This is a genomic window from Variovorax sp. YR566 (genome assembly GCF_051992195.1).
GTDB lineage: Bacteria > Pseudomonadota > Gammaproteobacteria > Burkholderiales > Burkholderiaceae_C > Variovorax.
On record NZ_CP197092.1, the window covers coordinates 1562799 to 1580845 of the forward strand.

Annotated in this window: 13 protein-coding genes; 9 read left to right on the forward strand and 4 right to left on the reverse strand. The window is 67.4% G+C overall.

What is annotated here, in order from left to right; all coding sequences use genetic code 11:
* Positions 1-53: 53 nt before the first annotated feature.
* Complete coding sequence (locus ACTG4X_RS07225; protein ID WP_440533522.1) at positions 54-1181, reverse strand: NADH:flavin oxidoreductase/NADH oxidase; 1128 nt, start codon at positions 1179-1181, stop codon at positions 54-56.
* Positions 1178-2161, reverse strand: coding sequence for a DMT family transporter (locus tag ACTG4X_RS07230; RefSeq protein WP_440533523.1), 984 nt, complete (start codon positions 2159-2161; stop codon positions 1178-1180). The genes ACTG4X_RS07225 and ACTG4X_RS07230 overlap by 4 nt, the downstream gene beginning before the upstream one ends.
* Positions 2162-2298: 137 nt before the next feature.
* On the opposite strand from ACTG4X_RS07230, the gene ACTG4X_RS07235 reads away from it, so the two are divergent.
* The 5 genes from ACTG4X_RS07235 (at position 2299) to ACTG4X_RS07255 (ending at position 11402) form a co-directional block, all read left to right on the forward strand.
* Entirely contained in the window at positions 2299-3177 is an 879-nt protein-coding gene (locus ACTG4X_RS07235; protein WP_440533524.1) for a LysR family transcriptional regulator, read from the forward strand.
* Between the two features lie 282 nt (positions 3178-3459).
* A complete protein-coding gene (locus ACTG4X_RS07240; RefSeq protein WP_440533525.1) occupies positions 3460-4500 on the forward strand; it encodes an OmpA family protein in 1041 nt (346 codons plus the stop codon).
* A 117-nt stretch (positions 4501-4617) separates the two neighbouring features.
* A complete protein-coding gene (locus ACTG4X_RS07245; RefSeq protein WP_440533526.1) occupies positions 4618-9363 on the forward strand; it encodes a CapA family protein in 4746 nt (1581 codons plus the stop codon).
* A complete protein-coding gene (locus tag ACTG4X_RS07250; protein ID WP_097200047.1) occupies positions 9360-10301 on the forward strand; it encodes an alpha/beta hydrolase family protein in 942 nt (313 codons plus the stop codon). Before ACTG4X_RS07245 ends, ACTG4X_RS07250 begins: the two co-directional genes overlap by 4 nt.
* 24 nt (positions 10302-10325) lie before the next feature.
* Entirely contained in the window at positions 10326-11402 is a 1077-nt protein-coding gene (locus ACTG4X_RS07255; protein WP_354339131.1) for an aldose epimerase family protein, read from the forward strand.
* Position 11403: 1 nt separating this feature from the next.
* Here ACTG4X_RS07255 and ACTG4X_RS07260 read toward each other — a convergent pair whose 3' ends face one another.
* Complete coding sequence (locus ACTG4X_RS07260; protein WP_440533527.1) at positions 11404-12342, reverse strand: SMP-30/gluconolactonase/LRE family protein; 939 nt, start codon at positions 12340-12342, stop codon at positions 11404-11406.
* 133 nt (positions 12343-12475) lie between these two features.
* Here ACTG4X_RS07260 and ACTG4X_RS07265 point away from each other — a divergent pair, with 133 nt between their 5' ends.
* The gene (locus ACTG4X_RS07265; protein ID WP_440533528.1) at positions 12476-13249 is read left to right on the forward strand and encodes an SDR family NAD(P)-dependent oxidoreductase; all 774 of its coding nucleotides are present in this window, start codon (positions 12476-12478) and stop codon (positions 13247-13249) included.
* A gap of 114 nt (positions 13250-13363) precedes the next feature.
* On the opposite strand, the gene ACTG4X_RS07270 is transcribed toward ACTG4X_RS07265, so the two are convergent.
* Complete coding sequence (locus ACTG4X_RS07270) at positions 13364-14323, reverse strand: LysR family transcriptional regulator (protein ID WP_093048190.1); 960 nt, start codon at positions 14321-14323, stop codon at positions 13364-13366.
* Positions 14324-14469: 146 nt separating this feature from the next.
* Between ACTG4X_RS07270 and ACTG4X_RS07275 the strand changes: the two genes are divergently transcribed.
* From ACTG4X_RS07275 to chvE, 3 genes are read left to right on the forward strand one after another with little or no spacing between them, the layout of a single operon-like run.
* Positions 14470-15924 (forward strand): aldehyde dehydrogenase family protein, encoded by a 1455-nt coding sequence (locus ACTG4X_RS07275; RefSeq protein WP_440533529.1) that lies wholly within the window; start codon positions 14470-14472, stop codon positions 15922-15924.
* Between the two features lie 52 nt (positions 15925-15976).
* Positions 15977-16942, forward strand: coding sequence for an ABC transporter substrate-binding protein (locus ACTG4X_RS07280; protein WP_093048196.1), 966 nt, complete (start codon positions 15977-15979; stop codon positions 16940-16942).
* Positions 16943-16954: 12 nt separating this feature from the next.
* Complete coding sequence (gene chvE / locus ACTG4X_RS07285; RefSeq protein ID WP_093048199.1) at positions 16955-18025, forward strand: multiple monosaccharide ABC transporter substrate-binding protein; 1071 nt, start codon at positions 16955-16957, stop codon at positions 18023-18025.
* The last annotated feature ends 22 nt before the right edge of the window (positions 18026-18047 follow it).

Consider the following 18047-nt stretch of genomic DNA (forward strand, 5'->3'; position numbering starts at 1 on the left):
GACACCATGCAAGTAGCACGCCACCGCGCGGAGGCTGCGCGGCCTGCAGCCTGCTAGCGCGCCCCGAACGCCGCGTTCTCGAACAGATCCTTGAACTCGCGCGGCTGCGAGCGCCAGTACTGATGCGGCGCTTTTACCTGCGCGCCCAGTTCGGCGGCGGCATGCCACGGCCAGCGCGGGTCGTACAGGATCGCGCGTGCGAGCGACACCGCATCGGCCTGCCCCTTGGCAATGATTTCCTCCGCCTGCCGCGGCTCGGTGATGAGCCCCACGGCAATGACCGGCATGCCGACCTCCGACTTCACGCGCTCGGCAAACGGCACCTGGTAGCCCGCGCCGAGCGCGATGGCCTGCTTCGGCGACACGCCGCCGCTCGATACATGGATGGCCGCGCAGCCGCGCGCTTCGAGCGCCTTGGCAAAGGCGACGGTGCCGTCGAGGTCCCAGCCGCCCGGCACCCAGTCGATGGCCGAGACGCGCACCCACACCGGCTTGTCGGCGGGGAAGACTTCGCGCACTGCATCGAACACCTCGAGCGGAAAGCGCATGCGGTTCTCGAGGCTGCCACCGTATTCGTCCTCCCGGTGATTGGCCAGCGGCGAGAGGAACTGGTGCAGCAGGTAACCATGCGCCGCATGGATCTCCAGGCCATCGAGGCCCAGCCGCGCCGCGCGCCGTGCGGCTTCGACGAAGGCGTTGCGGATGCGGGCGAGCCCTGCGGCATCGAGCGCGATGGGCGGGTCTTCGGTGGGCGCATGGGGTACGGCCGAGGGCGCATACGCCTTCCAGCCGCCGGGCTCGTCCGGCCGGATCTGCTTGCCGCCTTCCCATGGCGCACGGCTCGATGCCTTGCGCCCGGCGTGGCCCAGTTGCATCGCGACCTTGATGGGCGAGTGCGCACGCATCGCATGCAGCACGCGCGCCAAGCCTTCTTCATTGGCATCGGAATACAGCCCGAGATCGCCGGGCGAGATGCGCCCCTCGGCTTCCACCGCCGTCGCTTCAAGGATCAGCAGCCCCGCTCCCGAGAGCGCAAGATGGCCCAGGTGGATCAGGTGCCAGTCGCCCGGCGTGCCGTCGACGGCGGAGTACTGGCACATCGGCGCGATGACGATGCGGTTGTCGATCTGCAGGGGGCCGAGCCGCAGGGGCTCGAAGAGACGGGGCGTGCTGGTGCTCATGACGATGCGGCTCCACAGGGGCTGTAGTTGCGCGAATTCTGCGGGGTCTTCGCGATCGGTGCCGGGACCGGCGCGGAAGCCTTGCGGCTCAGGGCGGTATGGATCAGCAGCGCGCCGACCACCATCGCCATGCCCACCGCCTCGTTCACCGTGGGCAGCCTGCCCAGCGCCGCGCTCATCAGCAGCGCCGACACCGGCACGAAGTTGATGAAGGCCGTGCCCGTCACCGCGCCCAGCGTGCGCACGCCGTAGTTGAAAGCCAGCACCGCGATGGCCGAAGACACCAGGCCGACGTAGAGCAATGCCTGCCACGACAGCCGCAGTCCTTCCATGCTGGGCGCATGCGCCCAGCCCAGCAGCGTGCCGACCAGAGCCATGGCCAGCAGCAGCGGCCACGAGGCCAGCACCGTGAGCGCCGTGTACTCGATCACATCGAGTTCCGGAAAGCGCGCGGCGCCGCGCGTGTACCAGACCCAGCCCAGCGTTCCGACGAAGGCCACCGCGTCGCCGAAGAGCGTCGATTCGCCCGAAGCCCCGGCGCCGAACAGCAGCCCTGACACGATGGCCACGCCCAGCAGCGACAGCGCCGTGGTCAGCAGCGTGGAGTGGCTCGGCCGCACGCCGTCGAGCGCCCAGCGCAGCAGCTGCGTGGTCATGGGCGTGGTCGCCATGATCACCGCGCCGTGCGAGGGCACCGAGTGCGCCAGGCCCGCCAGCAGCATCACGCTGAAGATGCCGAAGCCTGCGAACCCGCGCACTGCCAGCGGCCCGGCATGCTGGCGCAGCTTGCGCCACGGCGCCGCGCCGCGCGGAACGATCAGCAGCACGAACAGCAGTGCGGACATGCTGTAGCGGATGAGCGTGAACCACGCCGGCTCGACGTGGTGCAGCACGCCCTTGCTGACCAGGAACATGCCGCCCCACCCGGAGGTGGCGAGCAGCAGCGCGGCGATGCCGAGCAGGCGTTGGCGATGGGACATGGGGAAGCCTTTTCTTGCAATGAATCAATGCCCCAAGAATCGGTGCTGGGGCCCGCAAATGCCATTCGCTTCTTTGGACAGGGGTCTCCAAAAAAGCGAACAGACTGAAGCGGCCGCCAAGCTCACAATCCGCTCCCATGGAGCTCTACCAACTCAAGACCTTCGTCGCCATCGCCAAGGAAGGCAGCCTGACCCGCGCCGCCGAGCGCGTGTTCACCAGCGCACCGGCGGTGAGCGCACAGCTCAAGGCGCTGGAAGACGAGCTCGGCGTGAAGCTGTTCGAGCGCACGCCGAAGGGCATGTCGCCTACCGAGGCCGGCCTCAGCCTGCTGGAAGAGGCCGAGCGCACGCTGGCCTCCGCATCGCGCATGCGCTCGGCGGCCGACCAGCTGCGCGGTGCGGCGCAGGGCGTGGTGCGCTTCGGCACCGTGGTCGATCCGGTGGCGCTGCGGCTCGGCGAGGTGCTGGTGAAGCTGGCGGAGCGCCATCCGCAGGTCGCGCTGCAGCTGAAGCAGGGCCTGTCGTACGAAACGCTGTCGGCAGTGCAGCGCGGCGATCTCGACTGCGCTTACGTTCTCAGCGACGGCGAGCAGATCGATGGGCTGGAGCTGCACCGCCTCGGCGCGATCGACCTCGTCGTGACCCTGCCGCTGCCGGTGGCCGAAGCGCATCCCGACCTCTCGCTGGACCAGCTTACGAACCTGCCATGGGTGGGCACGCCGCCTTCGTGCATCCTGCGCGTGCACCTCGAAAAGCTGTTCGCCGGCGCAGGCCGTGAATACCGCCAGGGCCGCACGGCCGATGGCGAGAGCGCCATCCGCAGCATGGTCGCAAGCGGCATGGGCGCGGGCCTGATGCGGCTCGATCAGGCAGAGCAGGGCGAGCGTAATGGCGAACTCGCGATCTGGAACGGATGGCGTTCGCACACGTGGCTGTGTTGGGTTGCGCCGGCAGAGGGCAAGCGGCCTGTGGCGGTTGATGCCGTGCGCAGTGCGGTGATGGAGGCGTGGGCTTGAAGTGTTGGCGTGGCTCGTTCGGGGCGCGATCACGCCGACGGGGTACCTTGCTCCGCGAATGTCCCCCGGCCTTCGGCCTCCTCCTTTATTTCGCTGCGCAAGGCACCCCATCGGCGTGATCGTTCAGCGAGCAGGGACAAATTTTCACCACCCAGTGCTCATTCTTAAAAGCTTCTTCTTAACAGGCATGCCAAACGGCTTATTGCCCGCACAACGAGCCGCCGATACCTTCGAATCGCGCCTCATCCGAGGCGCGATTCGCATGGAAAACGGACAACCACAATGGCTCATTCACTCCCCGCGTTCCGGCCCAACTTCGGCCGGCGCCTGCAACAACTACTGGTGTGTGCCGCGCTGCTCGCGGCCGCCACCGTCACATCGGCCGCCGAGCCTGCCAAAGACCATCCGCTGGTCGGGCGCTACGAAGGCTCGGTGATGGACGCCTTCCAGAGCAAGGACTACGACGAATCCGGCCTGCTGCGCGAACCGATCCAGAACTGGGGCGACCCCGTGCCCAAGCCGCGCCTGCTGCAAGTCGCGGGCAAGGTCTCGCTCTACTACTACCGCCTGCCCGATGGTCGCTCGCTGCTCGAAGTGCAACGCAACTACGAGGCTGGCCTGAAGGCCAAGGGCTTCCAGACACTGTTCGCGTGCACCACCACCGACAGCAGCTGCTACAAGAAAGACCCCGACCGCGAAACGCCGTTCACCGACGTCTCGGTGCTGGCCAACACCATCGACACGCCCGAGTGGCCGATGATCGGCCGCGGGCGCCAGTTCGTGAGCAACTATTTCGACAACAGCGGCCGCTACCTGCTCGCGCAATATGACGGCCCCAACGGCAAGGTCTACGCCAGCATCGCGCTCGCCGAAGGCAACAGCCGCGGCAACTTCGCCTTTGTGCGCGTGGTCGAGAGCAAGGCGATGGAGAGCGACAAGATCGTCTTCGTCGATGCCACGGCCATGCAGAAGGGGCTGGCGGAGAACGGCCGCATCAGCCTCTACGGCATTCACTTCGACCTCGACAAGGACAGCATCAAACCCGACTCGCAGCCCACGCTCGACGAGATCGCCAAGCTCATGCGCAGCAACCCGCAACTGCGCGTGCAGGTGGTGGGCCACACCGACGCGCAGGGCGAAGAGCCGCACAACGCCGACCTCTCGCGCCGGCGCAGCGTGTCGGTGATTGCGGCGCTTGCAAAGACGGGGCTCGATGCGCGGCGCTTCACTTCGCGCGGCGCCGGTTCCAAGGAGCCGGTGGCGCCGAACACCAACGAAGAAGGCCGCGCGAAGAACCGTCGCGTCGAGCTGCTGCGGCTGTAGCCGCGCGGTCAGTCGGCGGTCAGCTGACGGTCGTCAGATCGGGGCCGGCTTGCAGTCGGTTTCCATGGATTGCCGGGATGGCAGGCCACGCTTGGGCCTGTCATCATTCGCGGCTGCATGAATAACGACTCGAAGAATTTTCTTGCCGATCTGTTGAATCGCGCCAGACAAGCCCTGGCGGACCCGGCGGGTGTGCTGCCCGCGGCAACGCCCGCCACCGGCGAAGCAGGGTGCGTGGTGTTCCTTGCCACTGGTGAAGACGACAGCCGGGCCCGCGTGGTCTCGGGGCGCGGCGCCGACATCGACGCCGCATGGCGCGCCGCCGCCGAGAAAGCCAGGCGCACCGGCCAGGCACCACAGCGCCTGCGCGCCGAGGTGGTCGACAAGGTCACGCCCATGAGCTGGGCCGCGCTGAAGGCGAAGCTCGCCAAAACCAAGCGCAACTACTTCAACGAGGGCATCGCATTCGACGCGCGCTTCGAGTTCGCGCTGCTCGCGCAGGAAATGCACGGCAGCGCGATCCTCTACAACGGCGACGTGGAGCATTCCGAGCCCAACACCGGCAACCTGCGCCTGCACTGCAAGCGGCGCTTCGGCCGCGAGATCGACTTTCCGACTGACGACGCAGCGCCCGTCTGGTGCTTCACCACGCGGGCCGTGTACGTGGATGCAAAGGGCGCATGGCCCATCACCGCCGAAGGCCAGGCGGCCGGCTTTCGTGAACTGAGCGAATGGAACGCGCAGCAAGTCCATGCGCTGGTAGACAACGCAAGCAACTACCTCGCCGAGCAGGTCAAGCCAACGGGCGAGTTCCACTACGGCTGGTTTCCCTGCTTCGACCGCGCTATCCCCACCTACAACACGCTGCGCCACGCCAGCTCCACCTACGCGATGCTGGAAGCGTGGGAGCTCACGCGCAGCGACACGCTCAAGGCCGCCATCGACCGCTCGCTGGCCTTCCTCACCGGCACGCTGATCCGCCCGGCCCATCTGCCGGACGGCACACGCGCCGCCTACCTGCTGGACATCGGCAGCGAGATCAAGCTCGGCGGCAACGCCGTGTGCCTGCTCGCGCTGGTCAAGTACACCGAGCTCACCGGCGACAGGAAATACCTGCCGCTGCTGGAGCAGCTCGCGCTCGGCATCCGCCACATGCAGGACGCGGAGACGGGCAGCTTCGTGCACGTGCTGAATGCGCCCGCGCTCGACGTGAAGGACAGGTTCCGCGTCATCTACTACGACGGCGAGGCCGCTTTCGGCCTGATGCGGCTGTACGGCCTCACGCGCGATGAACGCTGGCTCGCGGTCGTCGAGAAAGCCTTCGATCATTTCATTGCCGCCGAGCACTGGCGCGCGCACGACCACTGGTTGAGCTACTGCGTCAACGAGCTCACGCGCTACCGGCCCGAGACGCGCTACTACCAGTTCGGCCTGCAGAACGTGGCGGGCTATCTCGACTTCGTGCTGGAGCGCATCACCACCTTTCCCACGCTGCTCGAACTGATGATGGCCGCGCGCGACATGGTGCTGCGGCTCGAAGCCGATCCCGCATTGCGCCCGCTGCTGGCCGGGCTCGACCGCGACAAGTTCGACCGTGCGCTGGCATACCGCGCGCGCTACCTCGCCAACGGCCACTTCTGGCCCGAGCTGGCGATGTTCTTCCGCAATCCGGCGCGCATCGCCGGCTCGTTCTTCATCAAGCACCACAGCTTTCGCGTGCGCATCGACGACGTGGAGCACTACCTCTCGGGGTACGTGGCGTATCACCGGATGCTGAAGGAGCGCGAGGCGCAGCAGAGCGCGCAGGCGCCGACAGCTACCGGTGTCGTTGCCTGGGGCGGTGACGTGAATCTCTCGCGCCGCCAGCACTACCGGCTGCACGAACTCGGCGGCGCGAAAAAGATGCTCGGCGACATCGCCGCGCTGCGCGAAGCCGACCTGCGCATCGCGAACCTCGAGTGCGTGGTTGCCACCATCGGCGAGCAGGGCGTCGACAAGGACGAGACGGCTCCCTACTACTACCGCGCCCGCCCCGAAATGCTCGCGGTGCTGACCGAGGCCGGCATCGGCATGGTCACCACCGCCAACAACCACAGCGGCGACTACGGCCCCGATGCGCTCATGGAACAGCAGGGCCTGCTGGACGCGGCGGGTATCGCCCACGCCGGCACCGGCCGTACGCCAGAGGCCGCGTTGCGCCCGGCGTTCCGGCGCGCGGGCGGCGTGCGCGTGGCGCTGTTCTCGCTCGACGCCACGCAGCCCGAATTTGCCGCCACCGCCGAGCGTGCGGGCGCCGCCTGGCTGTCGCTGGACGACCCTGCCGAGTGGACCGCCACGCTCGCGCCGCGCATCGAGGCCGCGCGCCGCGAGGCCGATGTAGTGCTGGTGGCTGTGCACTGGGGCGCCAACCTCGAGACCGAACCCACGCAGGCCGAGATCGAAGTCGGCCATGCCATCGTCGATGCCGGCGCGGACGCGATCCTCGGTACTTCGGCGCATGTGCTGCAGGGCATTGAGATCTATCGCGGCCGGCCGATCCTGCACGACGCCGGCGACCTGCTGTTCGACTCGGTGCGCAACGACTTCGGCGACTCGGGCGTGTTCTCGCTGACGCTGGGGCCGCGCGGTGTCGAGGAGGTGATGTTCACACCCATTGGCGTCGGCTTCGGTTTCTCGAGGCAGCTCGAAGGCGACAAGGCGCAGGCCTTGAGCGAACGCTTTGCGGCGCAATGCCGCGCGCTCGGGACGGAAATGGTTCTGGTGTCTGGCGGCCGTTGCGCGGTGCGACTGTCGCCGCCCGAGCGGCCTGCCTTTCGGCCCGACTTGGCCTCTGCGGCCGCACCAGCTTTCCGCCAGTCGCCCGTCGTCGGCCCGGTCCAGGCGCCGCGGCCGGAATGGCTGGTCGACGCCGTGCCCGACGACGCGCGCATCACGCCACTGCAGATCGGCCCGCTGCGCCTTGTGGGCCTGCGCTGCACGCCGCGGCAGATCGTCGGGCGCCGCATGCTGTGGGTCGAATCTTTCTGGACCGCTGACGAGCCCGTCGCAGTCGACTTGCGCCTGTACTTCCGCGCGATGCCGATGCGCAGCACCCGCATGCCGCCCTGGGGCGAGAGCATGGACCACGACCCCTGCGACTGGATGTGGCCTACCAGCCGCTGGGAGCCCGGCCGCATCTACCGCGACCGCTACGGCCTGCGCCCGCCGCGCGGCGGCCTGCTGGAAAGCGACGTTCTGCAGCTCGAAGTGAGCGTGCGCGGCGCACTGCCTGACCTGCCACCCGCGCGCCGTCTCGCGCTGTGGTGCGGCCTGCGCGTGCCGGACGCTCCCACGCCGCTGCCGGAACGCGCCGCGCCAGTGCTCATGGCCGACCGCCCCGGCGCGGGCCCCGATCCCGCGCCCGTGTGGACCGCCGAGCAACTGCAAAAGGCCACGCGCGGCCGATGGCTCGTCGAGCCGCCGCCGGGCTGGTTCGCCAACTCGGTGGTGCGCGGCCCGGTCCACATGGAGCTGCTGCCGAAGCCCTCGCTCTTCGTCGCCTCCGACTACCGCACACTGGCCGTGCACGAGAGCTACAGCAAGCCGCGCACCGACAACTGGGACCGCCACCTCGAATTGCCCCGCCTGCACTCCGAGCTGGCCGGCGCCGTGGTCGCGCATGCGGTGGACGGGCTCGACCCGGCCTTTCCGCTGCTGCAGGTGGACGATCCCATTGCTGCGATGCTCGCCATGGGCGCCGCCGCGCGGTCGCGCTACAAGGGCTTCGTGGTGGGCGTGACCGGCACGGTCGGCAAGTCGTCCACCATCGCGATGCTGCGCGACCTGCTGCCCGAGCGCGCGCGCGTGCACACCACCATCGACAACTACAACTCGCGTGTCGGCGTGCCGGCCATGCTGGCCAACCTCGGGCCCGACGTGGACGTGTGCATCCTCGAGATGGCGCAGAGCGGGCTATGGATGGACCGCGGCCCGATCTCGCTGGTGGCGCGGCCGCACGTGGCACTCATCACCGAGATCGGCCTGTCGCAGACGCGCCAGGCCTCGACGCTGGAACTCACGGCCGAATACAAGTCGCGCATCTTCCTGGGGCTGGAGCCTGGCGGCGTGGCGATCGTGCCCGATCACATTCCCTGCCTGCAGCAGGTGGTGGCAGCGGCTGCGCGCACGGCGGGCGCCGTCTGGGTGGTCGGCGCCGGGCCCGAGGCCAACTTGCGCATTGTGGACATCCGGCCCGAGCCCGGCGGCGGCTGCCGCGTGCGTATTGCCGTGCCAGGGCGCACGCTGGAGTACCTGTTTCCGGTCGAGAGCGCGGGGCTGGTGCGCAACTCGGCGCTCGCATTCGCGGCCCTGCTTGCCATGGGATTCGATGGCGAGGCCGCCTGCGCGCGCATGCCGCACGTGCGCCTGCCGGCCTCGGTGATGCAGGTGCGCGCGCTGCGCACGCAGGCCGGCGTGCAGGCCACGCTGATCGACGACAGCTGGAACGCCGAAGTCATGTCGATGCATAACGCGATGGAGTTCGTCCGCACCTGGCAGCGCGCGGAGAGCAGCGGCCCTGTGATGCGCAAGATCGGCGTGCTGGGGCGCATCGTGAATCTCGACAACGACGCCGAGGCCATGCACCGCAGCCTGGCCGGGCCGCTGCTGGCCTCGGGCATCCAGCATCTCGTGACGCACGGCGAAGAGATGCGCTGGCTGCGCGAGGAAGTGCCCGCCGATCTGCTCGGCCCGCACTTCGACAACGCCGTGCAGCTCGCGAACTACCTCGAAGGCTTTTTGCGCGACGGCGACCTGGTGCTGGTGAAGGGCGACCGCGACCGATCCGACTTCGGTAGCATCCCCGCACTGCTGCAACGGCTATGACTGCATCGAGCCTCTTCCGTCGATATGCGCGCTGCGCCCTCGTTCTGCTCGCGCTGGCGCAGGCAGCCTGCGCGCAGCGCACCGGCCCCGACGTGCCGCGGCCCTTCGCCGCGGCCAACGACGAAGTGCTGCACTGGAACCAGCCCGCCGACCGCGCCGGTTGCCCCGACCGCAACAGCTACCTGTGGGTGCAGACCCCAGAGGGCCCCGCCTGCATCCGCTACTTCGCGAGCGACGACATCGAGGGCGCGCGCATCGCCATCGTGCAGTTCTCGGGCGACCGCGACAGCGTGATGGACCAGGCGCCCACGCGCATTCCCGATAACACCGAAGACCTGCGCATGCTCGATGCGCAGCGCAGCCGCGACCGCGCGGGCGTGCCGTGGATCTTCGTGGCGCGGCCCGGCACGTACGGCTCTTCGGGTGACCACCGCAAGCGCCGCCAGCTGGTGGAGTTCCACGCGCTCGATGCCGCGCTCGACGCACTCATGCAGCGCCACAGGCTGCAGCGCATCGTCATCGTCGGCCACAGCGGCGGTGCCACCGCGGGCGCCGCGCTGCTCACGCTGGGCCGCACGCGCGTGGCCTGCGCGGTGCTGACTTCGGGTGCCTATGGCCTGCTGGAGCGCGCGCGCTTGCTGGGCCGCTCCAAAGACGGCCGGACCGACACCACCGGCAGCGCGCAGTTCTATGACCCGCTGGACCACGTGGGCGGCATCGTGCGCGACCCGGCACGGCGTATCGTGCTGATCGGCAACCGCGACGACAGGAACACGCCCTTCGCGCTGCAGGAGCGCTTTGCCGACGCTGTGTCCAAGGCCGGTCATCGCATCGAACTGCGCACGCACGCCGCCGAGCCGCCCGACTACCATGACCTCAAGGACCGCATCGCGCTGCGCACCGCTTCGCAGTGCGCGCGCGAGGCGTTGTTCCCCTAAACAATTCCGGCAGGCAGGAGACACATGAGCAGCAGCATCACATCGCGCGAGTTCGGCCGCACGCCCGACGGCCGCGCCGTCACCGAATACACCCTGGGCAACGGCCGCGGCCTGAGCCTGAGCGCCATCAACCTCGGCGGCATCGTCACCGCGCTGCGCGTGCCCGACCGCGATGGGCGCAGCGCGAACATCGTGTTGGGCCTGCCGACGCTCGCCGACTACCTCAAGCCGCATCCGCATTTCGGCACCATCGTCGGACGCTATGCGAACCGGATTGCGGCGGGGCGCTTCACGCTCGACGGCAAGGCGCATCAGCTGGGGCTGAACGATGGCGTCAACTCGCTGCACGGCGGCGCGAAGGGATTCGGCACGCGCTTCTGGGACATCGTGCCGCTGTCGGCGCAAGAGGCCGGCGACGACATCGCCATCGAGCTGCGCTACACCAGCGTCGACGGCGAAGAAGGCTACCCCGGCGAGGTACAGCTGACGGTGCGCTACACGCTGAGCGCGAGTGCCAACACATGGCGCATCGACTACAGCGCCCTGACCGACAAGCCCACGGTGCTGAACCTGAGCCACCACGACTACTTCAACCTCGCAGGCAGCGGCTCGGTGATGGACCACCGGCTGATGATTCCTGCGAGCCGCTACTGCCCGGTGGATGCGACGCTGATTCCGACTGGCTTGGCCGATGTGGCTTCGACGCCGTTCGACTTTCGCACTACGACCAATATTGGCGAGCGCATCCGCGAAGGCCACGAACAGTTGCTGCTTGCACACGGCTATGACCACAACTGGGTGCTCGACCGCGCGCAGGGCGATCGCGGCCTCGCGCTTGCGGCGCGGCTGGAGCACGAGGCCACGGGCCGCGTCATGGAGGTGCATACCAGCGAGCCCGGGGTGCAGTTCTATTCAGGCAATTTTCTCGACGGCAGCCTGATGGGCAGCGCGGGTGCCAGCCTGCGGCAGGGAGATGGGCTGTGCCTGGAGACGCAGCACTATCCCGACTCACCGAACCAGCCGGGCTTTCCGTCTACGGTGCTGCGGCCGGGGGAGGTGTTTCGCAGTTCGACGGAACATCGTTTCGGCGTTATCGGCTGAACTAGCCCGCGAACAGTGCCGCCGGCACACCCGGGCTGTCGATGCGCACCTTGAACAACCCCCCCGCCAGCGGCTCGGCCGCCTGCTGTTCGGCCGTGAGCCCGTTGCGCGCGGTCGTGATGTAGAGCGTGTGCAGGTCGGCATCGCCGAAGGCGCAGTCGGTGACGTGGCTCGCGGGCAGCACGATGCGGCACAGCTCGGCTGCGCTCACCGGGTCATGGCAGGTCACGCACGAGCCGCCCCAGTGCGCGATCCACAACCGGCCGGCTGCGTCGGTGGTCATGCCGTCGGGCAGACCATCGGGCTTCGGAAAGCGGTGCCACACGCGCCGGTTCGACACGGTGCCCGCTTCCATGTCGAAGTCGTAGGCGTACAGGTTGTTCAGCACCGTGTTGTTGAAATACATGGTGCGGCCGTCGGCCGACCACGTCGGGCCGTTGGTCACTTCGAAGCCGTCGTCGTGCTTCGTGCAGTGGCCGTCGGCGTCGTAGCGGTAGAGCGCGCCGGTGGGAGCCTTGCAGTCGAAGTCCATGCTGCCGCCCCAGAAGCGGCCGCGGCTGTCGCACTTGCCGTCGTTGAAGCGGTTGCCGGTGCGCTCGGGTTCGGGCTGGTGCAGGTAGTGCGGCTTCGCGCCGGCACCCGGCAGCTGTGTCGTGTCGAAGAGCGCGAAGCCGCGGCGCAGCGTGAGGATCAGGCCCGGTGCCGTCGCGCGCTCGGAGATCGCGGTGATCTCTTCGTCGAACTGCCAGGCCCGTCGTGCACCGTCGGCGGGGCGAAACCAGAACAGGCGCGGCGTGAGGATGTCGATCCAGTAGAGCGCCTGTTCGCGCTGCGACCAGAGCGTGCCCTCGCCGAGCTCGGCGCCGGCGGGCCAGATGCATTCGGGCTCGCCTGCGACCGAAGGCGCGGGCAATGAGGGAAGGGGGCTTGTCTCTTTCATTTGTTCTTTCCTTGTGATGTCTTCTTGACGCGGCGGATCGTATCAAGGCATATTGATAACGGAAATTGAAAATACTGGCATCAACTGATATTCATATTGCAATGTCATGTGATGCGTACCTCGGAGACTTTTCTTGAATTCCCCCCAGCTTTCCATTCATCCCAGCCTGAAGGACCGCACAGTGTTCGTCACCGGTGGCGGCAGCGGCATTGGTGCGGCCATCGTCGCTGCTTTTGCTGCGCAGGGCGCGCGCGTAGCCTTCGTCGATATTGCCGAGGGCGCCAGCGCGGCGCTCGCGCAGCAGATCAAAGAGGCCGGCCACGCGGCGCCATGGTGGCGCGCCTGCGACGTGCGCGACATCGCCGCGCTGCAGAAAGCCATTGCCGACGCGGCCGCCGAACTCGGCGACTTCGCAGTGCTGGTCAACAACGTGGCGAGCGACGACCGCCACACGCTCGAATCGGTCACGCCCGACTACTACGACAACCGCATGGCCATCAACGAGCGGCCCGCGCTGTTCGCGATCCAGTCGGTGATGCCGGGTATGAAGCGGCTGGGCTTCGGGGCGGTGGTCAACCTGGGCTCGACGGGCTGGCAGACCAAGGGATCGGGCTACCCCTGCTATGCAATTGCCAAGTCGTCGGTGAACGGGCTCACGCGCGGGCTCGCGGTGGACCTGGGCCGCGACCGCATCCGCATCAACACCGTGTCGCCCGGCTGGGTGATGACCGAGCGGCAGGTGAAGCTGTGGCTCGATGAAGAGGGCGAGAAGGCCTTGCAGCGCAACCAGTGCCTGCCCGACAAGCTGATGCCGGAAGACATCGCGCGCATGGTGCTGTTCCTCGCGTCTGACGACGCGAAGATGTGCACGGCGCAAGAGTTCACCGTCGACGCTGGCTGGACGTAATCAGGCACTCCCCCAGGCTTCGCGCACTTCGTGTCGCTTCGCCGACCCCCTCGCCGGGGGCAATGCCAGCGGCCCGGCAAAGCCGGTTCCGCGGCATTCCGCGAATGAATCCGGTCAATCGATCTCGAGTTTGCGTCCGTAGACGCTCATGCTGGCCGTCTTCAGCGCCTTCATCATCACCTTCGCCGCCGGCGACAGCAGCCGGTCGGTGCGCGTGATGATGCCGAAGGCGTCCATGTGGCAGGGCATGTCCAGCGGCAGCAGCGACACGATGCCGTGCGCGGCGTAGTAGCGCGCCACGTCGGTTGCGAGCACGGCCACCATGTCGCTCTGTTGCAGCATGCGTGTGATGAAGAGCAGGGCCGAGCTCTCGATGGTGTTGGTCGGCGGCGCGAGCCCTTCTTCCTGGAACATCAGCTCGAAGCGGTGGCGCAGCACGCTGCCCGCGGGCGGCACGATCCAGCCGGCGCTCACCACGTCGCGCAGCGTGAGCCCGCTCACGCCCAGCAGCGGATGGCCGGGGCGCACCAGCGCGCACACGGGCTCTTCGGTCAGCGCCTCATAGCGCAGCTGTGACTTGTCGTGCTCGGCGAAGAGGCGCGCCACCAGGATGTCGAGCTTGCCCTGCTCCAGCCGCTCGATCAGCACCGGGCTGGTCTCGATTTCCAGCGACACGCGCAGGTCGGGCTGTTCGCGCTTCACCATGGCCACGGCGGGCGGCATCAGCGTGAGGCCCGGCGCGGTGATGGCGCCCACGCTCACCTGGCCGAAGCGGCCGGCCTTGAGCGCGGTGAGTTCGTCGTGCGCCTGGTTCAGGCTCGCGAGCGCGACGCGGGCGTGGCGGATCATGGTCTCGCCGTACCAGGTCGGGCGCATGCCGCGCGGCAGGCGGTCGAACAGCGGCACCTCCAGCACGTCTTCCAGGTCTTTCAGCAGCTTGGAGGCGGCGGGCTGCGTCATGTTGAGCACCTGCGCCGCGCGGTGGATGTTGCCTTCCTCGGCCAGGGCCACGAGCAGCAGCAGTTGCCGGGTCTTGAGCCGGGCGCGGATGAACCAGTGGTTGTAGTTGGTCATGTCGTCTCTTGAAACGAAGGACTGATCGGGTTTTCCAGAATCCGATGATCGATATCCATTTTGCTTAAAAAACGATTGGATTGATATCAAATCTATTCATAGACTCGCAGCACTCCAAAAACAACAGAGACAAGGTCCGCGCCCCGGTGATTCACGGCGAGCTCCATCAGAACGTGCGGCAGTACATCAATGGCCGCTGGGAAACCAGCGCGACCACGGGTGTGAGCGCCAATCCCTCGGACACCAGCGAAGTGGTGGCCGAGTACGCACGTGCCGATCGCCGCCAGGCCGAGGCCGCCATCCGCGCGGCCACCGAGGCCTTTCCCCACTGGAGCCACAGCACGCCGCAGCGGCGCGCCGACGTGCTCGACCGCATCGGCGCCGAGCTGCTCGCACGCAAGGACGACCTGGGCCTGCTGCTGGCGCGCGAAGAGGGCAAGACCCTGCCCGAGGCCGTTGCGGAAGTGGCGCGCGCGGGCCAGATCTTCAAGTTTTTCGCGGGTGAAGCCCTGCGTGGCGGCGGGGGCGAGAACGTGGCCTCGGTGCGCGCGGGCGTGCAGGTCGACGTCACGCGTGAGCCGGTCGGCGTGGTGGGGCTCATCACGCCGTGGAACTCGCCCTTCGTCATTCCGGCCTGGAAGATCGCGCCCGCGCTGACCCATGGCAACAGCGTGGTGTTCAAGCCGGCCGAACTGGTGCCGGCCTGCGGCTGGGCGCTGACCGAGATCATCAGCCGCGCGGCCCTGCCGGCCGGTGCCTTCAACCTCGTGATGGGCAGCGGCCGCGAAGTGGGGCAGGCGCTGGTCGACAGCGCGCTGGTCGATGCGCTGAGCTTCACGGGCTCCATGGCCAACGGCGAGCGCATCCTGCAGGCCGCTGCCGCGAGGCGCGCCAAGGTGCAGCTGGAGACGGGCGGCAAGAACGCGCTGGTGGTGCTGGCCGACGCCGACCTCGACCGCGCCGTCGATTGCGCGGTGCAGGGCGCGTACTTCTCGGCAGGCCAGCGCTGCACCGCGTCGAGCCGGCTCATCGTCGAAGCGGCGGTGCACGACGCCTTCGTCGCAAAGCTGCGCCAGCGGCTCAAGACACTGAAGATCGGCCACGCGCTGGAGCGCGGCGTCGACATCGGCCCGGTGGCCGACGAAGAACGCCTGGCGCAGAACCTCGCCTGGGTCGACGTGGCGCGCGAAGAAGGCGCCGAGCACGTGTGGGGCGGCGAGGCGCTGGAGCGCGCCACCGTCGGCCACTACATGAGCCCCGCGCTGTTCCTGGCCAAGCCCTCGCACCGCATCGCGCGCGAGGAAATCTTCGGCCCGCTGGCCTGCGTGCTGCGCGCCGACGACTACGACGAAGCGCTCGCGCTGTGCAACGACACGCCCTTCGGCCTGTGCGCGGGCATCTGCACCAATTCGCTGAAGCACGCGATGCATTTCAGGCGCCATGCCGTGGTCGGCATGACGATGGTCAATCTGCCGACCGCGGGGGTGGACTTCCACGTGCCCTTCGGCGGCCGCAAGGGGTCGGGCTACGGGCCGCGCGAACAAGGGCGCCACGCCGCGGAGTTCTACACGACGGTGAAGACCGGCTACATGCTGGCCTGAGCCGCGACGAAAACCGGTTCTCAACAAGCAAGTCAACAGAAGGAGACATTCCATGACCATGAATCGCCGCACCCTCAACACCGCGCTCGCCGCCGCTGCCCTCAGTGGCATGCTGCCCATCTCTGCGCTCGCGCAGAAAAAACTGGTGCTCGGCTTTGCGCAGGTGGGGGCCGAGAGCGAATGGCGCACCGCCAACACCGAGTCGATCAAGTCGTCGGCCAAGGAGGCGGGCATCGATCTCAAGTTCTCCGATGCGCAGCAGAAGCAGGAAAACCAGATCAAGGCCATCCGCTCGTACATCGCGCAGAAGGTGGACGTCATCGCGTTCTCGCCGGTGGTGGAGTCGGGCTGGGAAACGGTGCTGCGCGAGGCCAAGGCCGCCAAGATCCCGGTGGTGCTGACCGACCGCTCCGTCAACACCAAGGACGACTCGCTCTACGTGACCTTCATGGGCTCCGACTTCACCGAGGAAGGCCGCAAGGCGGGCCGCTGGCTGGTCGAGAAGATGAAGGACCAGAAGGGCGAAGTGAACATCGTCGAGCTGCAGGGCACCGTGGGCTCGGCCCCGGCCATCGACCGCAAGAAGGGCTTCGAGGAAATCATCAAGGCCGACCCGAAGTTCAAGATCATCCGCTCGCAGACCGGCGACTTCACGCGCGCCAAGGGAAAGGAAGTGATGGAAGCCTTCCTGAAGGCCGAGGGCAAGAAGATCAATGTGCTGTTCGCGCACAACGACGATATGGCCATCGGCGCGATCCAGGCCATCGAGGAAGCCGGCCTGAAGCCGGCGAAGGACATCACCATCATCTCCATCGACGGGGTGAAGGGCGCCTTCGAAGCCATGATCGCCGGCAAGCTCAACGTGTCCGTCGAATGCAGCCCGCTGCTCGGGCCGCAGCTGATGCAGGCCGTGAAAGACATCAAGGACGGCAAGACGCTGCCCAAGCGCATCGTGACGGTCGAGGGCATCTTCCCGATGGAAGTTGCCGCGAAAGAGTTTCCCAATCGCAAGTACTGAGAGCCCACACCCATGAAACGCAAATTCCTCAAAGCCTCTCTCGCGGGCATCGCGTTCGCCATCGTCGGCTTCACGCCGCTGGCCAACGCGCAGGACAAGGGCCTGATCGCCATCTCGATGCCCACCAAGTCGTCGGCCCGCTGGATTGCCGACGGCGCCAACATGGTCAAGTACTTCAAGGACAAGGGCTACAAGACCGACCTGCAGTACGCCGACGACGACATCCCGAACCAGCTCGCGCAGATCGAGAACATGGTGACCAAGGGCTCGAAGGTGCTGGTGATTGCGGCCATCGACGGCACCACGCTGTCCGACGTGCTGCAGAAGGCGGCCGACAAGGGCGTGAAGGTCATTGCGTACGACCGGCTCATCAAGGGTTCGAAGAACGTCGACTACTACGCCACCTTCGACAACTTCCAGGTCGGCGTGCTGCAGGCGCAGTCGATCGAAGCGGCGCTGGGCCTGAAGAGCGGCAAGGGCCCGTTCAACATCGAGCTGTTCGGTGGCTCGCCCGACGACAACAACGCCTTCTTCTTCTACAACGGCGCGCTCTCGGTGCTCAAGCCCTACATCGACAGCGGCAAGCTGGTGGTGCGCAGCAAGCAGATGGGCATGGACAAGGTCGGCACGCTGCGCTGGGACGGTGCGGTGGCGCAGGCGCGCATGGACAACCTGCTGTCGGCCTACTACACCAAGGACCGTGTCGACGCGGTGCTGTCGCCGTACGACGGCCTGTCCATCGGCATCCTGTCGTCGCTCAAGGGCGTGGGCTACGGCTCGGGCTCGCAGCCGATGCCCATCGTGTCGGGTCAGGACGCCGAGGTGCCCTCGGTCAAGTCGATCCTGCGCAAGGAGCAGACCTCCACCGTGTTCAAGGACACACGCGAGCTGGCCAAGGTCACGGTGGCCATGGTCGACGCCATGCTCTCGGGCAAGACGCCCGAGGTGAACGACACCAAGACCTACAACAACGGCATCAAGGTCGTGCCCTCGTACCTGCTCAAGCCGGTGAGCGTGGATGCATCGAACTGGAAGACCGTGCTGGTCGACAGCGGCTACTACAAGGAAAGCCAGATCAAGTGAGCATCGAAAGCAGCATCGCCGA